This is a genomic window from Bradyrhizobium sp. CCBAU 51753 (assembly GCF_015291565.1).
In the GTDB taxonomy this organism is placed as follows: domain Bacteria; phylum Pseudomonadota; class Alphaproteobacteria; order Rhizobiales; family Xanthobacteraceae; genus Bradyrhizobium; species Bradyrhizobium ivorense.
This window is the reverse complement of sequence record NZ_CP030037.1, coordinates 3335268-3351084: the sequence shown is the minus strand read 5'-3', so window position 1 is coordinate 3351084 and position 15817 is coordinate 3335268. Positions and strand designations below refer to the sequence as shown.

10 protein-coding genes are annotated in these 15817 nt (G+C 66.2%); 1 reads left to right on the top strand and 9 read right to left on the bottom strand.

Annotated features, from left to right (window positions below; genetic code table 11):
- The first annotated feature begins 221 nt into the window (after positions 1–221).
- On the top strand, positions 222–1709 hold the full coding sequence (locus XH93_RS14885; protein WP_246799619.1) for a sensor domain-containing diguanylate cyclase: 1488 nt from the start codon (positions 222–224) through the stop codon (positions 1707–1709).
- A 20-nt stretch (positions 1710–1729) separates the two neighbouring features.
- Here the strand turns inward: XH93_RS14885 and XH93_RS14880 are convergent, their stop codons facing one another.
- The 9 genes from XH93_RS14880 to XH93_RS14840 form a co-directional block, all read right to left on the bottom strand.
- A complete protein-coding gene (locus XH93_RS14880) occupies positions 1730–2608 on the bottom strand; it encodes a transglutaminase family protein (protein ID WP_139481977.1) in 879 nt (292 codons plus the stop codon).
- A complete protein-coding gene (locus XH93_RS14875; RefSeq protein ID WP_194474102.1) occupies positions 2605–5148 on the bottom strand; it encodes a circularly permuted type 2 ATP-grasp protein in 2544 nt (847 codons plus the stop codon). The genes XH93_RS14880 and XH93_RS14875 overlap by 4 nt, the downstream gene beginning before the upstream one ends.
- A 117-nt stretch (positions 5149–5265) precedes the next feature.
- Positions 5266–8532, bottom strand: a complete 3267-nt coding sequence (locus XH93_RS14870) for a DUF2126 domain-containing protein (protein WP_194474101.1) — start codon at positions 8530–8532, stop codon at positions 5266–5268.
- 202 nt (positions 8533–8734) lie between these two features.
- On the bottom strand, positions 8735–10258 hold the full coding sequence (locus XH93_RS14865; RefSeq protein ID WP_194474100.1) for a UxaA family hydrolase: 1524 nt from the start codon (positions 10256–10258) through the stop codon (positions 8735–8737).
- A gap of 184 nt (positions 10259–10442) precedes the next feature.
- Positions 10443–11219, bottom strand: coding sequence for an HpcH/HpaI aldolase/citrate lyase family protein (locus XH93_RS14860; protein WP_139481981.1), 777 nt, complete (start codon positions 11217–11219; stop codon positions 10443–10445).
- A gap of 62 nt (positions 11220–11281) precedes the next feature.
- The gene (locus tag XH93_RS14855; RefSeq protein ID WP_139481982.1) at positions 11282–12367 is read right to left on the bottom strand and encodes a malate/lactate/ureidoglycolate dehydrogenase; all 1086 of its coding nucleotides are present in this window, start codon (positions 12365–12367) and stop codon (positions 11282–11284) included.
- Positions 12368–12439: 72 nt separating this feature from the next.
- On the bottom strand, positions 12440–13168 hold the full coding sequence (locus XH93_RS14850) for an ABC transporter ATP-binding protein (RefSeq protein WP_194474099.1): 729 nt from the start codon (positions 13166–13168) through the stop codon (positions 12440–12442).
- Complete coding sequence (locus XH93_RS14845) at positions 13168–14943, bottom strand: ATP-binding cassette domain-containing protein (RefSeq protein WP_139481984.1); 1776 nt, start codon at positions 14941–14943, stop codon at positions 13168–13170. The genes XH93_RS14850 and XH93_RS14845 overlap by 1 nt, the downstream gene beginning before the upstream one ends.
- Positions 14940–15815 (bottom strand): branched-chain amino acid ABC transporter permease, encoded by an 876-nt coding sequence (locus XH93_RS14840; RefSeq protein ID WP_139481985.1) that lies wholly within the window; start codon positions 15813–15815, stop codon positions 14940–14942. Before XH93_RS14840 ends, XH93_RS14845 begins: the two co-directional genes overlap by 4 nt.
- Positions 15816–15817: the final 2 nt, after the last annotated feature.

The window sequence follows — 15817 nt, the reverse complement described above, 5'->3', positions numbered from 1 at the left end:
GACATGAATTGCCCGAGCTTTGCCATTCGTTTCTGCCCTCTCTCGAATCAGAGGGCGCATGGAAACCGGCGCTCCAGCCCCCCGCCGTGGTTAATCCTGCGTAAAGCCGCTCGAATAAATTGCGTCCGGTTCGCGCCGGGTTTCTCAATCCGATACCCCTATCAAATTCCCTGAAGCACGGGGGTGCTGGGAACTTCGGGATGCGAGCAATGCACGGGCTCATGCCACGACGGACGGCGGTACCGGCCAAACGGCTGCTCGCCCTGGGCATCGGCCTGGTGCTCTGCTTTTGCGCCGTCTGCGCCGCCATCCTCAGGGAGATGGCGCAGAAGGACTACCAGCACGCCAGGGAAGCATCCACCAACCTCGTCGCCAGCATCGCAAGCGAGATCGACCGCAACATCGAGCTCTACCATCTCTCGCTGCAGGCCGCCGCCGACGGGGTGAAACTGGCGGAAATCAACAGCATCAGCCCGGAGCTTCGGCAGGTCGTGCTGTTCGACCGCGCCGCAACGGCAAAGGATCTCGGTTCGATTCTCGTGCTGAACCCGGCCGGCGACGTCATGCTCGATTCCACGACGGCGGTGCCGCGGCAGGCCAATTTCGCCAAGCACGATTTCTTCCGGGTCCACACGCGCGCGACCATGGGATTGTACATCAGCCCGCCCTGGGTCACGCCGGAGGGGGAGTATCTGATCAGCCTGAGCCGGCGCATCAGCAACAGCGACGGCTCGTTCGCCGGCGTGGTCGCCGGCAGCATGCGGCTCAGCTACTTCCACAATCTGTTCCGCAAGCTGAACTTCGGTCCCGGCGACAGCATGGCGCTGTTCAACACCGACGGCGCGATGCTGATGCGGGCGCCGTTCGACATCACCAAGATCGGACAAAGCATCAAGGAATCGCAGGCCTTGAAGCAGTTTCCGGCACGACGATCCGGCTCCTATGTGACGAAATCGGTGGTCGATCATGTCAGCCGGCTCTACGTTTTTCAGCAGGTTGGAAATCATCCGCTGCTCATCGCCGAGGGCCTCGCGATCGACGGCATCTATGCCGACTGGTGGCAACAATTCTGGCTGATCGGCACCCTGGTGGCGGCACTCGGCGGCTTCTCGATCGTGCTGATGTTCTATTTGCTGGCAGCCGTCAAACGGCGGGCCGCGGCCGAGGAACGGCTCGCGCACCTCGCCAGCACCGATGCACTGACCGGCCTCGCCAACCGCCGCCGTCTCGACGATACGCTGGACGCCGAATGGCGCCGCGGCATGCGCGCCAAGTCGCCGGTCTCGCTGCTGATGATCGATGTCGATCATTTCAAGATTTTCAACGACACCTACGGGCACCAGGCCGGCGACGCGGTGCTTGCCACCGTGGGGCGGTGCATCGCAACCAGCACCAAGCGCGTCACCGACCTCGGCGCGCGCTATGGCGGCGAAGAGTTTTCCGTGCTGCTGCCGGGCATCGGCAAGGCGGGCGCGCTGGAGGTGGCGGAACAGATTCGCACCAGGCTGACGGCCGAGCGCGGATCCGATCCGCAGCTGCCGACCATCAGCGTCGGATTGGCCTGCCTCGTTCCGGACGACGAGCGCACGTCGCGCGATCTGATCAAGGCCGCGGACCTCGCCCTCTATGAAGCCAAGCGCGAGGGCCGCGACCGTGTCGTCGTCAGTCCGATCGGGTGGGACAAATCGGGCAAACGCCGCGTGGCCTGATCGCGGCGCCCACCTCCCCCTCACTCCACCAGCAGCACGTCGACCGCGACGTTGAGCTTTTGCTTGCGCGCGCCGACGATGACGCCGTCGACCGGCGAGACGTCGGCGAAGTCGCGGCCGATGGCGAGCACGACGTGGTCGCCTCCGACCATCAGATCATTGGTGGGATCGAAGCCAATCCAGCCGAGCTCGCTGCCGCACCAGACCGACACCCAGGCATGGGTCGCATCCGCGCCCTGCAGCCGCGGCTGGCCCGGCGGCGGGACGGTGCGCAGGTAGCCGCTGACATAGGCCGCGGGCAGGCCGAGGCCGCGGAGGCCTGCGATCATCACATGGGCGAAATCCTGGCAGACGCCGCGGCGCTTCTCGAACACGTCGCGCAGCGGCGTCGAGATCACGGTCGCCTTCGGATCGTATTTGAACTCGCTGCGGATGCGGCGCATCAGATCGGCGGCACCGGCGAGAATGCCGCGATCCGGCGGAAAGCTGGCAAAAGCATACTCCGTCACCGGCCGCAGCACCGGCACCAGCGCGCTGGCAAAGACGTAACCAACCGGCGACGCCGCTTTCAGGCTCGACGCCGCGAAGGCGGCCTCGCGCACCCGCTCCCAGGGCGGGCTTGCGGCATCGCGCGCCGGCGCCAGCCGCTCGACCGACACGCGCGAGCGGGAATCGATGCGCAGACTGCGGTGCGCGGTCTCGATCAGAACGCTTTCGGTCAGCGTCCCGAAGAAGTCGCGCCGCACGGTGCGCTCGGCAGGCCTCGGGCGGATATCGACACTGTGGGAGATCAGCCGCTGGCCGTCACCGCTCATCGGCTCCAGCCGCAGCGAGCAGCGCGCGAAACTGACAGGGGTCTCGTAGCTGTAGGTCGTGACGTGACGGACGTCGTAGATCACGCCAGCCCCGTGAGCTTCTCCGGCCGGCTGGCATTCGGACCATGCGGGAAATAATGCAGACCGATCGCATCGGCGAGCTGGAGCAGATCCTGCTCCAGGGCAAACAGCGTCCCGACATCGAGGCTGGCGGCTTCAGCCGTCGTCAACATCGCCTCGACGGCAACCGCGAGACGCTGTGGCCGTTCGATCAGGCCATGCTCCTTCAGGCTCGGCAGCGCGGCGATGTGCTCGTTGAGGCCGGCGACCTGGAATGCGACCGAGCGCGGATTGTAGGGATCGAGTACCGCGAGGTCGCGGACCGGTGAGAGCAGCGGCTGCAGCAGGTAGCGCGAGCGGTAGGTGATCTGGCAGTCGACCAGCGTGAGCAGGACGTCGAGGTCCTCGTCGCCGGCCTCGTCATAGGCGAACTGGCGGGCAAAGCGCGTGGTGTTGACGGCACGCTCCGCGCGGCGGCCCATGTCGAGGAAGCGCCAGCCGGCGGCGCGGTTCATGTTCTCCTGCGCGAGCCCGGCAAAGCTCGCCAGCTCCTGCAGGGTGAGCTCGGCGGCGCTGACCACGCCGTCGTCGTCATACACCTCGATCGCGAGCCGGTCGGCCATCTCGGTGATGACTTGCCAGGCGTCCGGCGACAGCCGCTCGCGCAGGCCGGTCGCGGTGCGCTGCGCCGATCGCACCAGCGACAGCGCCGAGCCGAACTTCTCCTCGCTCTGCAGCGCTTCGAGCGCGACCTTCGCGGGGTTGGCGCGCGCGGACTGCGAGCTCGCGCCCCAGGCCACCAGCATGCGCTGGATGCGCTCGGCCGAATGCAGCGTCGGTGCGCCGCCGCTGGAATTCGCCCGCGCCGGATCGCGCAACGGCGTGCACAGCGCGCGGATCAGCCGGATCGTTGCCTCGGCGCGCTCCAGATAGCGGCCGAGCCAGAACAGATTGTCGGCGGCACGGCTCGGCAGCACGCCGGCGATGCGGCGGATCCGCACCGTGTCGACCGCCGGCAGCAAGGTCGAGGTGGCGACTGCCTTGTCGGAGACCACCCAGACATCGGCGGACACGGCGCCATCGCCCATTGACACCGCGCGGGCATCCGGCCGTTCGGCGATCCGGCAGAAGCCGCCGGGCAGCACGGTCCAGCCATTCGGCGTCGCCGCAGCGAACACCCGCAGCACAAAGGGGCGCGGCGCGATCCGGCCATTCTCCCAGACCGGCGTCGTGGACAGCCGCACCAGCTCCTGGCCGACATAATCGATGCCGCGCTCGCTGATCGCGTGCTTCAGCCGGTCGCGATCCGGCGCCGACAACTCACCTGGCAGCACCGGGCCGTTGCTGGAAAAATCCGGAGTGCCGCGGCCATAGGCGCCTTCGATCGCGAACTCGTCGAGCCGCGACAGCACCTCCTCGCGCGCCCGCGGCTGGCCGCACCACCAGGTCGCGATGTGCGGCACCATCAGGTTCTCGCCGAGCAGGCGGCGGCAGAGATTGGGCAGGAAGCCGAGCAGCGCCTTGGCCTCCAGCACGCCCGAGCCCGGCATGTTGGCGACCACGACGCCGCCCTTGCGTAGCACCTCGACGAGGCCGGGCACGCCGAGATAGGAAGAAGCGTCGAGCTCGAGCGGGTCGAGCATGTTGGAATCGACGCGGCGCAGCAGCACGTCGAGCCGCTTCAGCCCGGCAACGGTGCGGATGTGGACGCGGTCGCCAGAGACCGCGAGATCGTCGCCCTCGACCAGCAGGAAGCCGAGATAGCGCGCCAGCGTGGCGTGCTCGAAATAGGTCTCGCTGAATGCGCCGGGCGTCAGCAGGCCGATCCGCGGCTCGTCGCGGTCGGCGCTGGCGCGCAGCGAATCGCGGAACGCTTCGAAGAACGGCGCGACGCGCTCGACATTCATCGACTTGTAGAGATTGGAGAAGGCGCGCGACAGCACCAGGCGGTTCTCCAGCGCATAGCCCGCGCCCGAGGGCGCCTGGGTGCGGTCGCCGAGCACCCACCAGCGGCCGTCGGGCCCGCGGCCGATGTCGGCCGCATAGAGATGCAGATAGCGGCCGCCGGGCGGCTTGATGCCGCTGACCGCGCGCAGATACTCGCTGCTCCCGGCGATCGCCGCGGCAGGAATCGCGCCATCGGCGACGAGACGGCCCTCCCCGTAGAGATCGGCCAGCACCATTTCCAGCAGCTGCGCGCGCTGCGCGATGCCGGCTGCCAGTTGCCGCCAGTCGGCGGCATCGATGATCAGCGGCAGATGGCTGAGCGGCCAGATCCGGTCGGCGATGTCGCCGGGCGCACGATAGGTGACGCCGGCCTCGTGCAGATGACGATCCGCCGAGGCGAACCGGCGCTCGATGTCGCCGGGCGACAGCGCGGCGAAGGCGTCAAAGAATCGGGTCCAGGCCGGCCGCGGCGCACCGTCCTGGGCGATATATTCGTCGGGAATGCCGGGCAGCCGGACATAGTCGCGCGTCCACTGCGCCATCCGGCGCCGACCGGGACGGGCCCTGCTCTCCTGACTGCCGCCTTGGCTGTCTCCCTGGCCACCCGATCCGGTCATTGCCTTTCCCTTCGAGCATGATCCGGACAAGCGCGGCGCGGCCTTCCGGAACGATCATGCTCAAACCAAGCCCTGAGGCACGATGATTCAACTCCGGCCTCATCGCGCTGTGGCCAATTACTGCAGGAGTGGGGACCGCAAGTCGAGGGTCAACGGAAACTCAATTGTGCGTTCCTCCGGCGGAATCTCGATCGTACCCGGGGTGTGGCCGTGGTCCTGGAAGCGCGCCAGCCGCCGCGCCTCGGCCTCATAGGAATTGACCGGCTTGGTCTCGTAGTTGCGGCCGCCGGGATGGGCGACATGATAGACGCAGCCGCCGAGCGAGCGGCCGTTCCAGGTGTCGATCAGATCGAATGTCAGCGGTGCATGCACCGGAATGGTCGGATGCAGGCCTGAGGGCAGCTGCCAGGCCTTGAAGCGGACGCCGGCGACCGCCTCACCTGCGCGTCCGGTCGCGGTCATCGGCATCCGCCTGCCGTTGCAGGTGATGACGTGGCGGCCCTCCACGAAGCCGGTCGCCTTGACCTGCACCCGCTCGACCGAGGAATCGACATGGCGCACGGTGCCGCCCGAGGCGCCCTCCTCGCCCAGCACATGCCAGGGCTCCAGCGCCTGCCGCAGTTCGAGGCCGACGCCGCCGTGATGGACGCGGCCGAAAGCCGGGAAACGGAGTTCGAACTGGGCCTCGAACCATTCGGCCTCGACGGCGTAGCCGGACTGCTTGAGCTCGGCCAGCACACCCAAAAAATCCTCGCGCAGGAAATGCGGCAGCATGAAGCGGTCATGCAGCGCGGTGCCCCAGCGCACGAACCTGCCCTGCTGCGGCTCGCGCCACAGTTTTGCGATCAGCGCACGGATCAGCAGCTGCTGCGCCAGCGACATGCGCGGATCGGGCGGCATCTCGAAGGCGCGGAATTCGACGAGGCCGAGCCGGCCGGTCGGGCCATCGGGCGAATAGAGCTTGTCGATGCAGATCTCGGCACGATGGGTGTTGCCGGTGATGTCGACCAGGATGTGCCGGAACAGGCGGTCGACCAGCCACAGCGGCGCGTCCGTCCCCGGCGGCGGAGTCTGCGCCAGCGCGATTTCCAGTTCATAGAGCCCGTCATGCCGCGCCTCGTCGATGCGCGGTGCCTGGCTGGTCGGGCCGATGAACATGCCGGAGAACAGATAGGACAGCGACGGATGCCGCTGCCAATACAGCACGAGGCTCTTCAGCAAATCGGGCCGGCGCAGGAATGGCGAATCCTGCGGTGTCGCGCCGCCAACCACGACGTGATTGCCGCCGCCGGTGCCGGTGTGACGGCCGTCGATCAGGAAGCGGCTGGCGCCGAGCCTCATCTTCGCGGCATCCTCATAGACGCCGAGGGTAATGTCGACGGCCTCGCGCCAGTCTTGCGCGGGCTGCACGTTGACCTCGATCACGCCGGGGTCGGGCGTCACCTTGATCACCTCGATGCGCGGATCGAACGGCGGCGGATAGCCTTCGACATGCACCTGCAACTGCAACTCCTCGGCGGTCGCCTCGATAGCGGCGACCAGATCGAGATAGTCCTCGACCTTCTCGACCGGCGGCACGAACGCGCACAGCACGCCGTCGCGAAGCTCGATCGACATCGCGGTGCGCACCGGCAGCGGTTCGGGAATCTCCTTCAGCGCCTGCAGCAGCTCCGCATCGATCTCGGCCAGCGCGTCGCGCGGCGCCATCGGATCGGGCTCGATGATGTAGGGATAATCGTCGGGCGGAATGTATTCGAGCGAGGAGATCGGCAGCCGGAGACCGAGCGGGGAATCGCCGGGAAACAGGAACAGATGGCTGCGCCGGATCTTCCAGCGCTCGCTGCGCCAGCGCGCCGGCACCCGATCGCCGAGCGGGCTCCAGCGCTGGATCGGCAGCACAAAACCCTTCGGCTCCGTAAAGCCCTCGTCGAACACCCGCGCGAGGCGCGCGCGTTCTTCCGGATCGCCGAGCCTCGAATTGGCGGGGCTGACATTGGCGGGCAGGCCCGCCTCGCGCTGCAGCCAGAACGCCGGGTCTTCGTAAGCGGGCGCGACATAGTCAGTGCTCAGGCCGAGCCTGCGCGCGACGCTCTCGGCAAAACGCCTGGCTTCGCCGATGTCGGCCTTCGAGGGATTGTCGATCGGCGCGATCAGCTCGACATTGTTCCAGATCGGCTTGCCGTCCTTGCGCCAATAGAGGCCGAACGCCCAGCGCGGCAGGCTTTCGCCCGGATACCATTTGCCCTGGCCGTAATGCAGCAGGCCGCCCGGCGCGAAGCGGGCGCGGAGCTTGCGGATCAAAGCGTCGGCGAGCGCACGCTTGGTCGGCCCCAGCGCGGCGATGTTCCACTCGGCCGCCTCCGGATCGTCGATCGCAACGAAGGTCGGCTCGCCGCCCATGGTCAGCCGCACGTCGTGCGTCTTCAGATCGGCATCGACCTGCTCGCCGAGCCGGTCGAGACGCGCCCAGGATTCATCGGAGAACGGTTTTGTGATCCGCGGCACCTCGCGGATCCGCCTGACGTTCATCTCGAAGCTGAAATCGACATTGGCGATGCCGGCGGTGCCGGTCACCGGCGCGGCCGAGCGGTAGTGCGGCGTGGCGCAGACCGGGATGTGGCCTTCGCCCGTCAGCATGCCGGAGGTGACGTCGAAGCCGATCCAGCCCGCGCCCGGCAGATATACCTCGGCCCAGGCGTGCAGATCGGTGAAATCGGTCTCGACCTCGCGCGGGCCGTCGGCCGGATCGATGTCGGGCCGCAGTTGAATCAGGTAGCCGGAGACGAAGCGCGCGGCGAGCCCGAGGTGGCGCAGCGCCTGGATCAATAGCCAGGCCGAGTCGCGGCATGAGCCCGCCCCCGCGGCAAGCGTCGCTTCCGGCGTCTGCACGCCGGACTCCATGCGGACGACGTAGCTGATCCTCTTCTGGAGCTGCGCGTTCAGCTCGACCAGGAAATTGACGGTCGAGTCGGCCGCGCGCGGGATCCCTTCCAGATAAGCGGCAAGCAGCGGACCGGGCGCTTCGGTCTCCAGATAGGGCGCGAGCTCGGTCTTGAGGTCGCCGGCGTATTCGAACGGAAAACTGTAGGCATAGGGCTCGACGAAAAAGTCGAACGGATTAATCACGGTCATCTCGGCCGTGAAATCGACCTCGATCCTGAGCTCGGTCGCCTTCTCCGGAAAGACGTAGCGCGCGAGCCAGTTGCCCTGCGGGTCCTGTTGCCAGTTCACGAAATGATTGGCGGGGGTGACCTTGAGCGAATAGCTAAGGATCGGCGTTCGCGTGTGCGGCGCAGGCCGCAGGCGAATGGTCTGGGGCCCCAGATCGATCGGCCGGTCATATTTGTAGTGCGTGACGTGATGCAGCGCGACGAAGATCGACACGGACCATGGGCTCCAGCAGCTTTTTTGAGCAGAACACTGCGACCGGTCGACATCAAGCACTAACAACGGGCATGGGGTGCCCAACGGACGGGCGAATGGCCCCTGCCCCGTAGCCCGGATGGAGCGAAGCGCAATCCGGGTTCTTTATCCGCGGTGAGAATCCCGGATTTCGCTGCGCTCCATCCGGGCTACGGGACCTCGGCTACATCGTCGCCCCTAACACCCAGGGCGCGAACTCGGCGCCGCCGAAGTCAAAGCTCTCGCTCTTGGTCGGCTGGCCGGAGGCGGTCTTGAGGATCAGGTCGAAGATGCGCTGGCCGCATTGCTGCACGCTCTCCTCGCCGTCGAGGATGGTGCCGCAATTGACGTCCATGTCGTCTTCCATCCGCTTGTACATCGGCGTGTTGGTCGCGAGCTTGATAGAGGGCGCGGGCTTGCAGCCGAACACGCTGCCGCGGCCGGTGGTGAAGCAGACGAGGTTGGCGCCGCCGGCGACCTGCCCGGTCGCCGCGACCGGGTCGTAGCCGGGCGTGTCCATGAACACGAAGCCTTTCTTGGTCACGGGCTCGGCATAGTGCAGCACGTCGACGAGGTTGGTGCTGCCGGCCTTGGCCATCGCGCCGAGCGACTTCTCCAGAATGGTGGTGAGGCCGCCGGCCTTGTTGCCGGGGCTCGGATTGGCGTTCATCTCGGCGCCTTCGCGCTGGGTGTATTCCTCCCACCAGCGCATCAGGCCGACCAGTTTTTCGCCGACCTCGCGGCTGACCGCGCGCCGGGTCAGAAGATGCTCGGCGCCGTAAGTCTCCGGCGTCTCCGACAGGATCACGGTGCCGCCATGGCGCACCAAGAGGTCACTCGCCGCGCCAAGCGCGGGATTGGCCGAGACGCCGGAATAGCCGTCGGAGCCGCCGCATTGCAGTGCGACGGTGAGCTCGCTCGCCGGCACCGCCTCGCGCTTGACCTTGTTGGCGTCGGCGAGCGCTTCCTTGACGAAGGCAACACCGGCTTCCACCGTCTTGCGCGTGCCGCCGACCTCCTGAATGTCCATCGCCCGCAGACGGCCGGCGAGTTTCTGCTCCTGCATCAGGCCGCCGATCTGGTTCACCTCGCAGCCGAGGCCGAGCACGATGACATTGGAAAAATTCACGTGCCGCGCATAGCCGCCGAGCGTGCGGCGGAGCAGCGCCAGCGGCTCGTCCTGGGTCATGCCGCAGCCGGTCTTGTGGGTCAGCGCGACGACGCCGTCGACATTGGGGAAGTCGGCGAGCGGATTCTCGCCGGTGAACGGGTTCTTCTTGAAGACGTCGGCGACGAGGCCCGCGACGTGGGCGCTGCAATTCACCGAGGTGAGGATGCCGATATAGTTGCGCGTCGCGACGCGGCCGTCGGGACGGCGGATGCCGTCGAAGGTTGTCGGCAGATCGAAGTTCGGCACCGGCTTGACGTCGACGCCATAGGCATAGTCCTTGGCGAAATCGCCCATGCCGCAGTTTTGCGTATGCACGTGCTGGCCCGGCGCGATCGGCGCCGTAGCAAAGCCGATGATCTGGCCGTAGCGCCGGATCGGCTCGCCTTGCGCGATCGGCTTGATGGCGACCTTGTGGCCGGCCGGAATGCGATCGGCCGTGATGACGCCGTCAGCCACCTCAAGCCCCGGCGGCAGGCTCGCGCGCGCAATCAGGACGCTGTCGTCAGGATGCAGGCGGATCACTTGCGTCGGGGCCATGTGGAATCTCCTTCGGAGTTCTTTCACCTCTCCCCGCCCTTTGCGGGGAGAGGTCGGATCGCGACAGCGATCCGGGTGAGGGGCGAAGCACAATGCGAGCTACAATCATGGTGCTCGCCGGATAGATGCCCCTCACCCCCCTCTCCCCGCGAAGAGCGGGGCGAGGGAGAGTATAGAGTTATGTTTACGCCTTCCCGCCGGACTTCTCGCGGGTCGCATTGACCTGCATCTTCGCGTAGGTCTGCATCAGGCCGACCTCGTTCGACAGCGTGACCAGCTTGAAGCCCATGTTGATCGCGCGCACCGCGCCGTCGGCGCCCGAGCAGTGGATGCCCGGGTTGAGGCCGCGCTTGCCGCACTCCTTGATGATCTTCTCGTAGATCTTCAGAATCTCCGGCTCGTCGCGATCGAGCTTCGGCACCAGGCCGTAGGAGAAGCCGAGATCGGACGGACCGATATAGACGCCGTCGATGCCTTCGACATCGAGGATCGCTTCCATGTTCTCGACCGCGGTCTTGGTCTCCATCATCGGCAGCAGCACGATCTCGTCATTGGCGGTCTGCTGGTAGGTGCCGGCCGATCCGTACATGCCGGCGCGGATCGGGCCGTTGGAGCGCACGCCCTTCGGCGGATATTTTGCGTAGGATACGAGATTCTTGGCTTCCTGCGGCGTGTTCACCATCGGGCAGATCACGCCATAGGCGCCGCCGTCGAGCACCTTGCCGATGATGCCGGGCTCGTTCCAGGGCACGCGGACCATCGGCGTCACCGGATGGGCGTGCATCGACTGGAAGCACTGCACCATCGAGAGATAATCCTGCACGCCATGCTGCATGTCGACGGTGACGCTGTCGAAGCCGCATTGCGCGATCACTTCGGCGGAAAACCCGGAGGGGATCGCGAGCCACGCGTTCACCACTGCCTTGCCCGATGCCCAGACCTGCTTGACCTTGTTTGCCATTGATCGCGTTCCCTTTTGCGTTCCGTTTTATGTCCGCTTTGAGTTTTCTTGGAGGGCGAGCCCTAGCTGGTCGCCCGCTGGATGGAGGCTTCACTGACGCCGACTTCGCGAGCGGTGTTCACTATCGCCGCCCAGGTGTCGTCAGGCAAGGGGATGCCGTTCTTGGTCCGGTCGGCGCGGGTCTTGCGTTCCGGATCGCCCGGTATCAGCACGGATTCGGTGCCCGCGATCGGCTTGGTGGCGCGGATGAAGTCGCTGTAGCGCGTGATCTCGCCGTCGAAGAAATTGCTGGTGTCGATCACCTTGGGGTCGATGTAGAACGCCATCATGCCGTTGGCGAAACGCCGGTCCGACGAGGTCGCGCCGGTGCCGGTCAGCGCGCCGCCGAGCAGTTCGCAGATGAACGCAAGGCCCGAGCCTTTGTGATCGCCGAAAGCGCGGATCGCGCCGGTTCCCTTGGTGTGGTCGCGCGGTCCGTCGGGCGTGTAGGCGCCATACAGCACATGCGGATCATCGCTCAGCGTGCCGTCGGCATCGACCAGCGCGCCTGACGGCAGCTTCTTGCCGCCGCGGCTTGCAACCAGGCACTTGCCCTCGGCGACGACGGAGGTGGCGAAATCGAGCACGATCGGGTCCTGGCCCTGGCGCGGAATGCCGACGCAATAGGGCGCGGTCGACAGCCGCTTCTCGACGCCGCCATAGGGCGCGACCAGCAGCGAGCCCGCCGCGGTGACGAAATGAATCGAGACGAGGCCCTCCGCAGCCGCCATTTCCGCCCAGTCGCCGACGCGGCCGAGATGACCGGAGTTGCGCAGCGCAACCGCAGCGAGTCCGGCCTTCTTGCATTTCTCGATGCCGAGCTTGACCGCGATCGGCGTGACGGTCTGGCCATAGCCGAACTTGCCGTCGACCACCGCGAGCGACGGCGTGTCGACCACGACCTCGGGGGTCTGGTTCGGCACGATCGAGCCCATCTTCTTCCACCTGACATAAACAGGCACGCGGATCACGCCGTGGCTGTCATGCCCGGTGAGGTTCGCAGTCGTCAGATAGGTCGCGATGCGCTTGGCTTCTTCGGGCGAGGACTCCGAATGGGAAAACACTTCGGCGACGAAATTGATGAGGTTCTCGACCTTGATGGTGACCATGAAGAAAAGGCTCGCTCAGTTATTGGAGCATGATCTGATCGGAAAACCAGTGCCCAGTTTTCCGGATCACGCTCAGGCGTGAGTTTTGGCGTGGCCGCCGAGATAGGCCGCGGCGATGGCTTCGTTGCCCCACAATTCGTCGGGCTTGCCGCCGAGCACGATCCGTCCGGTTTCGAGGACGAAACCGTGATCGGCGACCGAGAGTCCCATGCGCGCATTTTGCTCGACGAGCAAGACCGTGGTGTCCTTCCTGATCTGCGAGATGATGCGGAACACCGCCTGCACGATCACAGGCGCGAGCCCGAGCGAGGGCTCGTCGAGCAGCAACAGCCGCGGCTTGGCCATCAGGCCGCGTGCCACCGCGACCATCTGCAGCTGACCGCCGGACAGCGTCCAGCCGAGCGCGCCCGAGAACGCGCGGATATCCGGGAACAGGTCGAACATCGCGTCCGCCTCGCGCGAGATCTGCGACGCCGAGACCTTCCGGTTCGACGCCCCCAGCATGATGTTCTCTTTCACAGTGAGACCCGGGAACACGCGGCGGCCTTCCGGAACGTGCGAGATGCCGAGCCGCACGATCGCCTCCGGCCCGAGGCCGGCGATCGAGTGACCGTCGAACAGGATGTCGCCGGCGGCAGGCTTTGCCAGACCGGAGATCGCGCGCAGCGTGGTCGACTTGCCGGCGCCATTGGCCCCGAGCAGCGTCACCACCTGGCCCTGCTCCACGACGATAGACACGCCGCGCAGCGCCTCGATCTCGCCGTAGCGGACCACGAGATTGCGGATTTCGAGCAGCGGCATCATTCGCTCCCGAGATAGGCGGAGACGACGTCGGGATGGCGCAGCACCGCCATGGATTCGCCGTCCGCGATGCGGCGCCCGAAGTTCAGCACCGTGATGTGCTGGGCAGCTTCCGAGACCAGCGTCATGTCATGATCGATGATCAGGATGGTGAGGCCCTGTGCCGCGATGCGCTTGAGCAACTCATGCAGCTCGAGCTTCTCGGTCGAGTTGAGGCCAGCGGCGGGCTCGTCGAGCAGCAGCAGCGTCGGGTTCGACGCCAGCGCGCGGGCAATCTCGATCAGGCGCTGGTGGCCGTAGGAGAAGCTCGAGATCAGCTCGTTGGCGCGGTTGCCGAGGCCGACAAACGTCAGCGCCTCCATCGCGCGCTCGGTCAGCGCATCCTCGCCCTTCCCGATCATGGTGTTGCCGGGCCGCTCGGCGCCGATCTCGACGTTTTCCAGCGCCGTCATCGAGCGGAACAGGCGGATGTTCTGGAAGGTTCGCCCGAGGCCTGCGGCCGTGCGCTGATGGGGCGCCATGTTGGTGATGTCGGTGCCGTCGAGCACGATCCTGCCCGAGGTCGCCTTGTAGAGGCCTGACAAGACGTTGAGTGTCGTGGTCTTGCCGGAACCGTTGGGACCGATCAGTGCATGCACGCTGCCGCGCTTCACCGCGATGTCGACGCCGTCGACCGCCTTGAGGCCGCCGAAGTGCTTCGACAGACCGGTCACCTCGAGCACGATGTCGCCGCCGCTGGTTGCGGGCCTGAGCTGCAATGCGGCCGCCGCTGGCGGCGCCTTGGTCTGCGCGCGCCAGCGCGTGAAGGCGTCCGAGACAAAGCCCCAGATGCCGTCAGGCATGAAGCGGATGATCAGGATCACGAACAGGCCGTAGATCGCGAGATAAAGTCCCGGCACGCTCTTCAGGAAGCGCAGCCACTCCGGGATCAGGATCAAGAGCCCGGTGCCGATCACCGAGCCGATCGGTGAGGCCACGCCGCCGAGCAGCGACATGGTCAGGAACACGATCGATTCCGCGAACGAGAACTGATCGGGGCTGACATAGGCAAAGCCGCCGGCGAACAGGCCGCCGGCAAGGCCGCCGAGCAGCGCGCAGATGCCGAAGGCGTAGACCTTGGTGCGGAACACGTCGATGCCGTTGACCCCGGCCGCGAGCTCGTTGTCGCGCACCGCGCGCATGGCGCGGCCGATCCTGGTGTCCGGCAGGTGCCAGACCAGGTAGCCGACGATCGCGAGCATCGCGACGCAGAAGGCGAGATAGCTCTGCGAATTCTGAAACAGCTCCGGCCGGCGGATGTTGGCAACGCCGTCCGGCCCGTGGGTGATGCCAATCGCGTTGATCATCACCAGTGTCACGATCTGTTGGAACGAGATCGTCACCATCGCGAGGTAATGGCCGCCGAGCCGCAGCGTGGACATGCCGAGAAACGCGCCGGCGATCAGCGTGATCGCGCAGGCCCCGACCAGGCAGAGCCAGAAGTTCAGATGCAGATCGGCGGTGCCGAGGCCGACCGCATAGGCGCCGAAGCCGAAGAACGCGGCCTGCGCCAGGTTGATCTGGCCGCACAGGCCGAGCACGACCGACAGGCCGAACACCGCGATCGAGAACGTCGTCGCCTGCAGCAGGATGTTGAGGATGTAGCCGTCGAACCGCATGCCGGCGGCGAGCGTCACCAGCACCGCAGCGGCGATGAAGTACGGCAGATGGCGGATGAGCAGCGGCTTCGAGCGCACCGCCGGCGCCGGGATCTGGATGTTGTCGCTGGCGCTCATGCTTTCTCCGCGACGCGCTCGCCGAAGATGCCCTGCGGCCGGAAGATCAGGAAGGCGATCAGCACCAGGAAGGCAAAGCCGTCCTTGTACGGCACCGAGACGTAGGCCGCGCCAAAGGTCTCGATCACGCCGAGCGCCAGCCCGCCGACGATGGCGCCGGCGACGTCACCGAAGCCGCCGATGATGGTGGCGGCGAACGCCTTCAGCGCAATCGTCGAGCCCATCTGGATCGAGACGAACAGCACGGGCGCGACCAGGATGCCGGCAAGGCCGCCGAGCACCGCCGAATAGATGAAGGTGATCATGATCATGGTGGAGACGGAAATGCCGAGCAGCGAGGCCATTTCCTTGTCCTGCGAGGTCGCCTGCAGCTTCTTGCCGAGCAGCGTCTTCTCGAAGAACCAGAAATTGAAGAAAACCAGGAAAATGGTGACGCCGATGATCAGGAGGTACTGGCTGTCGAGATAGACCGGGCCGAGCTGGATGCCGGGCGTGTCGAACCAGCCCTGCAGCACCTGCGGCTGCGGGCCGTAGATCGCGAGCACGGAGTTCGACAGCAGGATCGAGGCGCCGATGGTGGCGATGATCACCGGCAGATAGGTGCGATGACGCAGCGGATAGTAGACGCCGAGATTGAAGAAGATGCCGAGCAGCGCCATGCCGGCCAGCGCGATCAGGAACGACAGCCAATACGGCCAGCCGAGATCGACGGAGAACACCACCATCAGATAGGCGGCGACCATCGAGAACTCGCCCTGGGCGAAGTTCACCACGTTCGTGGCGCGGAAGATCAGCACGAAACCGAGCGCGACCAGCGCGTAAACCGCGCCGATGCCGATGCCGGTGAACAGGAGTTGAAGGATCAGATCCATGA

What these genes read in the sequence shown, in the direction of transcription:
- XH93_RS14860 (WP_139481981.1), bottom strand. Translation starts at nt 11,219, where the DNA reads ATGGCAAACAAGGTCAAGCAGGTCTGGGCATCGGGCAAGGCAGTGGTG.
- XH93_RS14865 (WP_194474100.1), bottom strand. Translation starts at nt 10,258, where the DNA reads ATGGCCCCGACGCAAGTGATCCGCCTGCATCCTGACGACAGCGTCCTG.
- XH93_RS14840 (WP_139481985.1), bottom strand. Translation starts at nt 15,815, where the DNA reads ATGGATCTGATCCTTCAACTCCTGTTCACCGGCATCGGCATCGGCGCG.
- XH93_RS14845 (WP_139481984.1), bottom strand. Translation starts at nt 14,943, where the DNA reads ATGAGCGCCAGCGACAACATCCAGATCCCGGCGCCGGCGGTGCGCTCG.
- XH93_RS14850 (WP_194474099.1), bottom strand. Translation starts at nt 13,168, where the DNA reads ATGCCGCTGCTCGAAATCCGCAATCTCGTGGTCCGCTACGGCGAGATC.
- XH93_RS14875 (WP_194474102.1), bottom strand. Translation starts at nt 5,148, where the DNA reads ATGACCGGATCGGGTGGCCAGGGAGACAGCCAAGGCGGCAGTCAGGAG.
- XH93_RS14855 (WP_139481982.1), bottom strand. Translation starts at nt 12,367, where the DNA reads ATGGTCACCATCAAGGTCGAGAACCTCATCAATTTCGTCGCCGAAGTG.
- XH93_RS14885 (WP_246799619.1), top strand. Translation starts at nt 222, where the DNA reads ATGCCACGACGGACGGCGGTACCGGCCAAACGGCTGCTCGCCCTGGGC.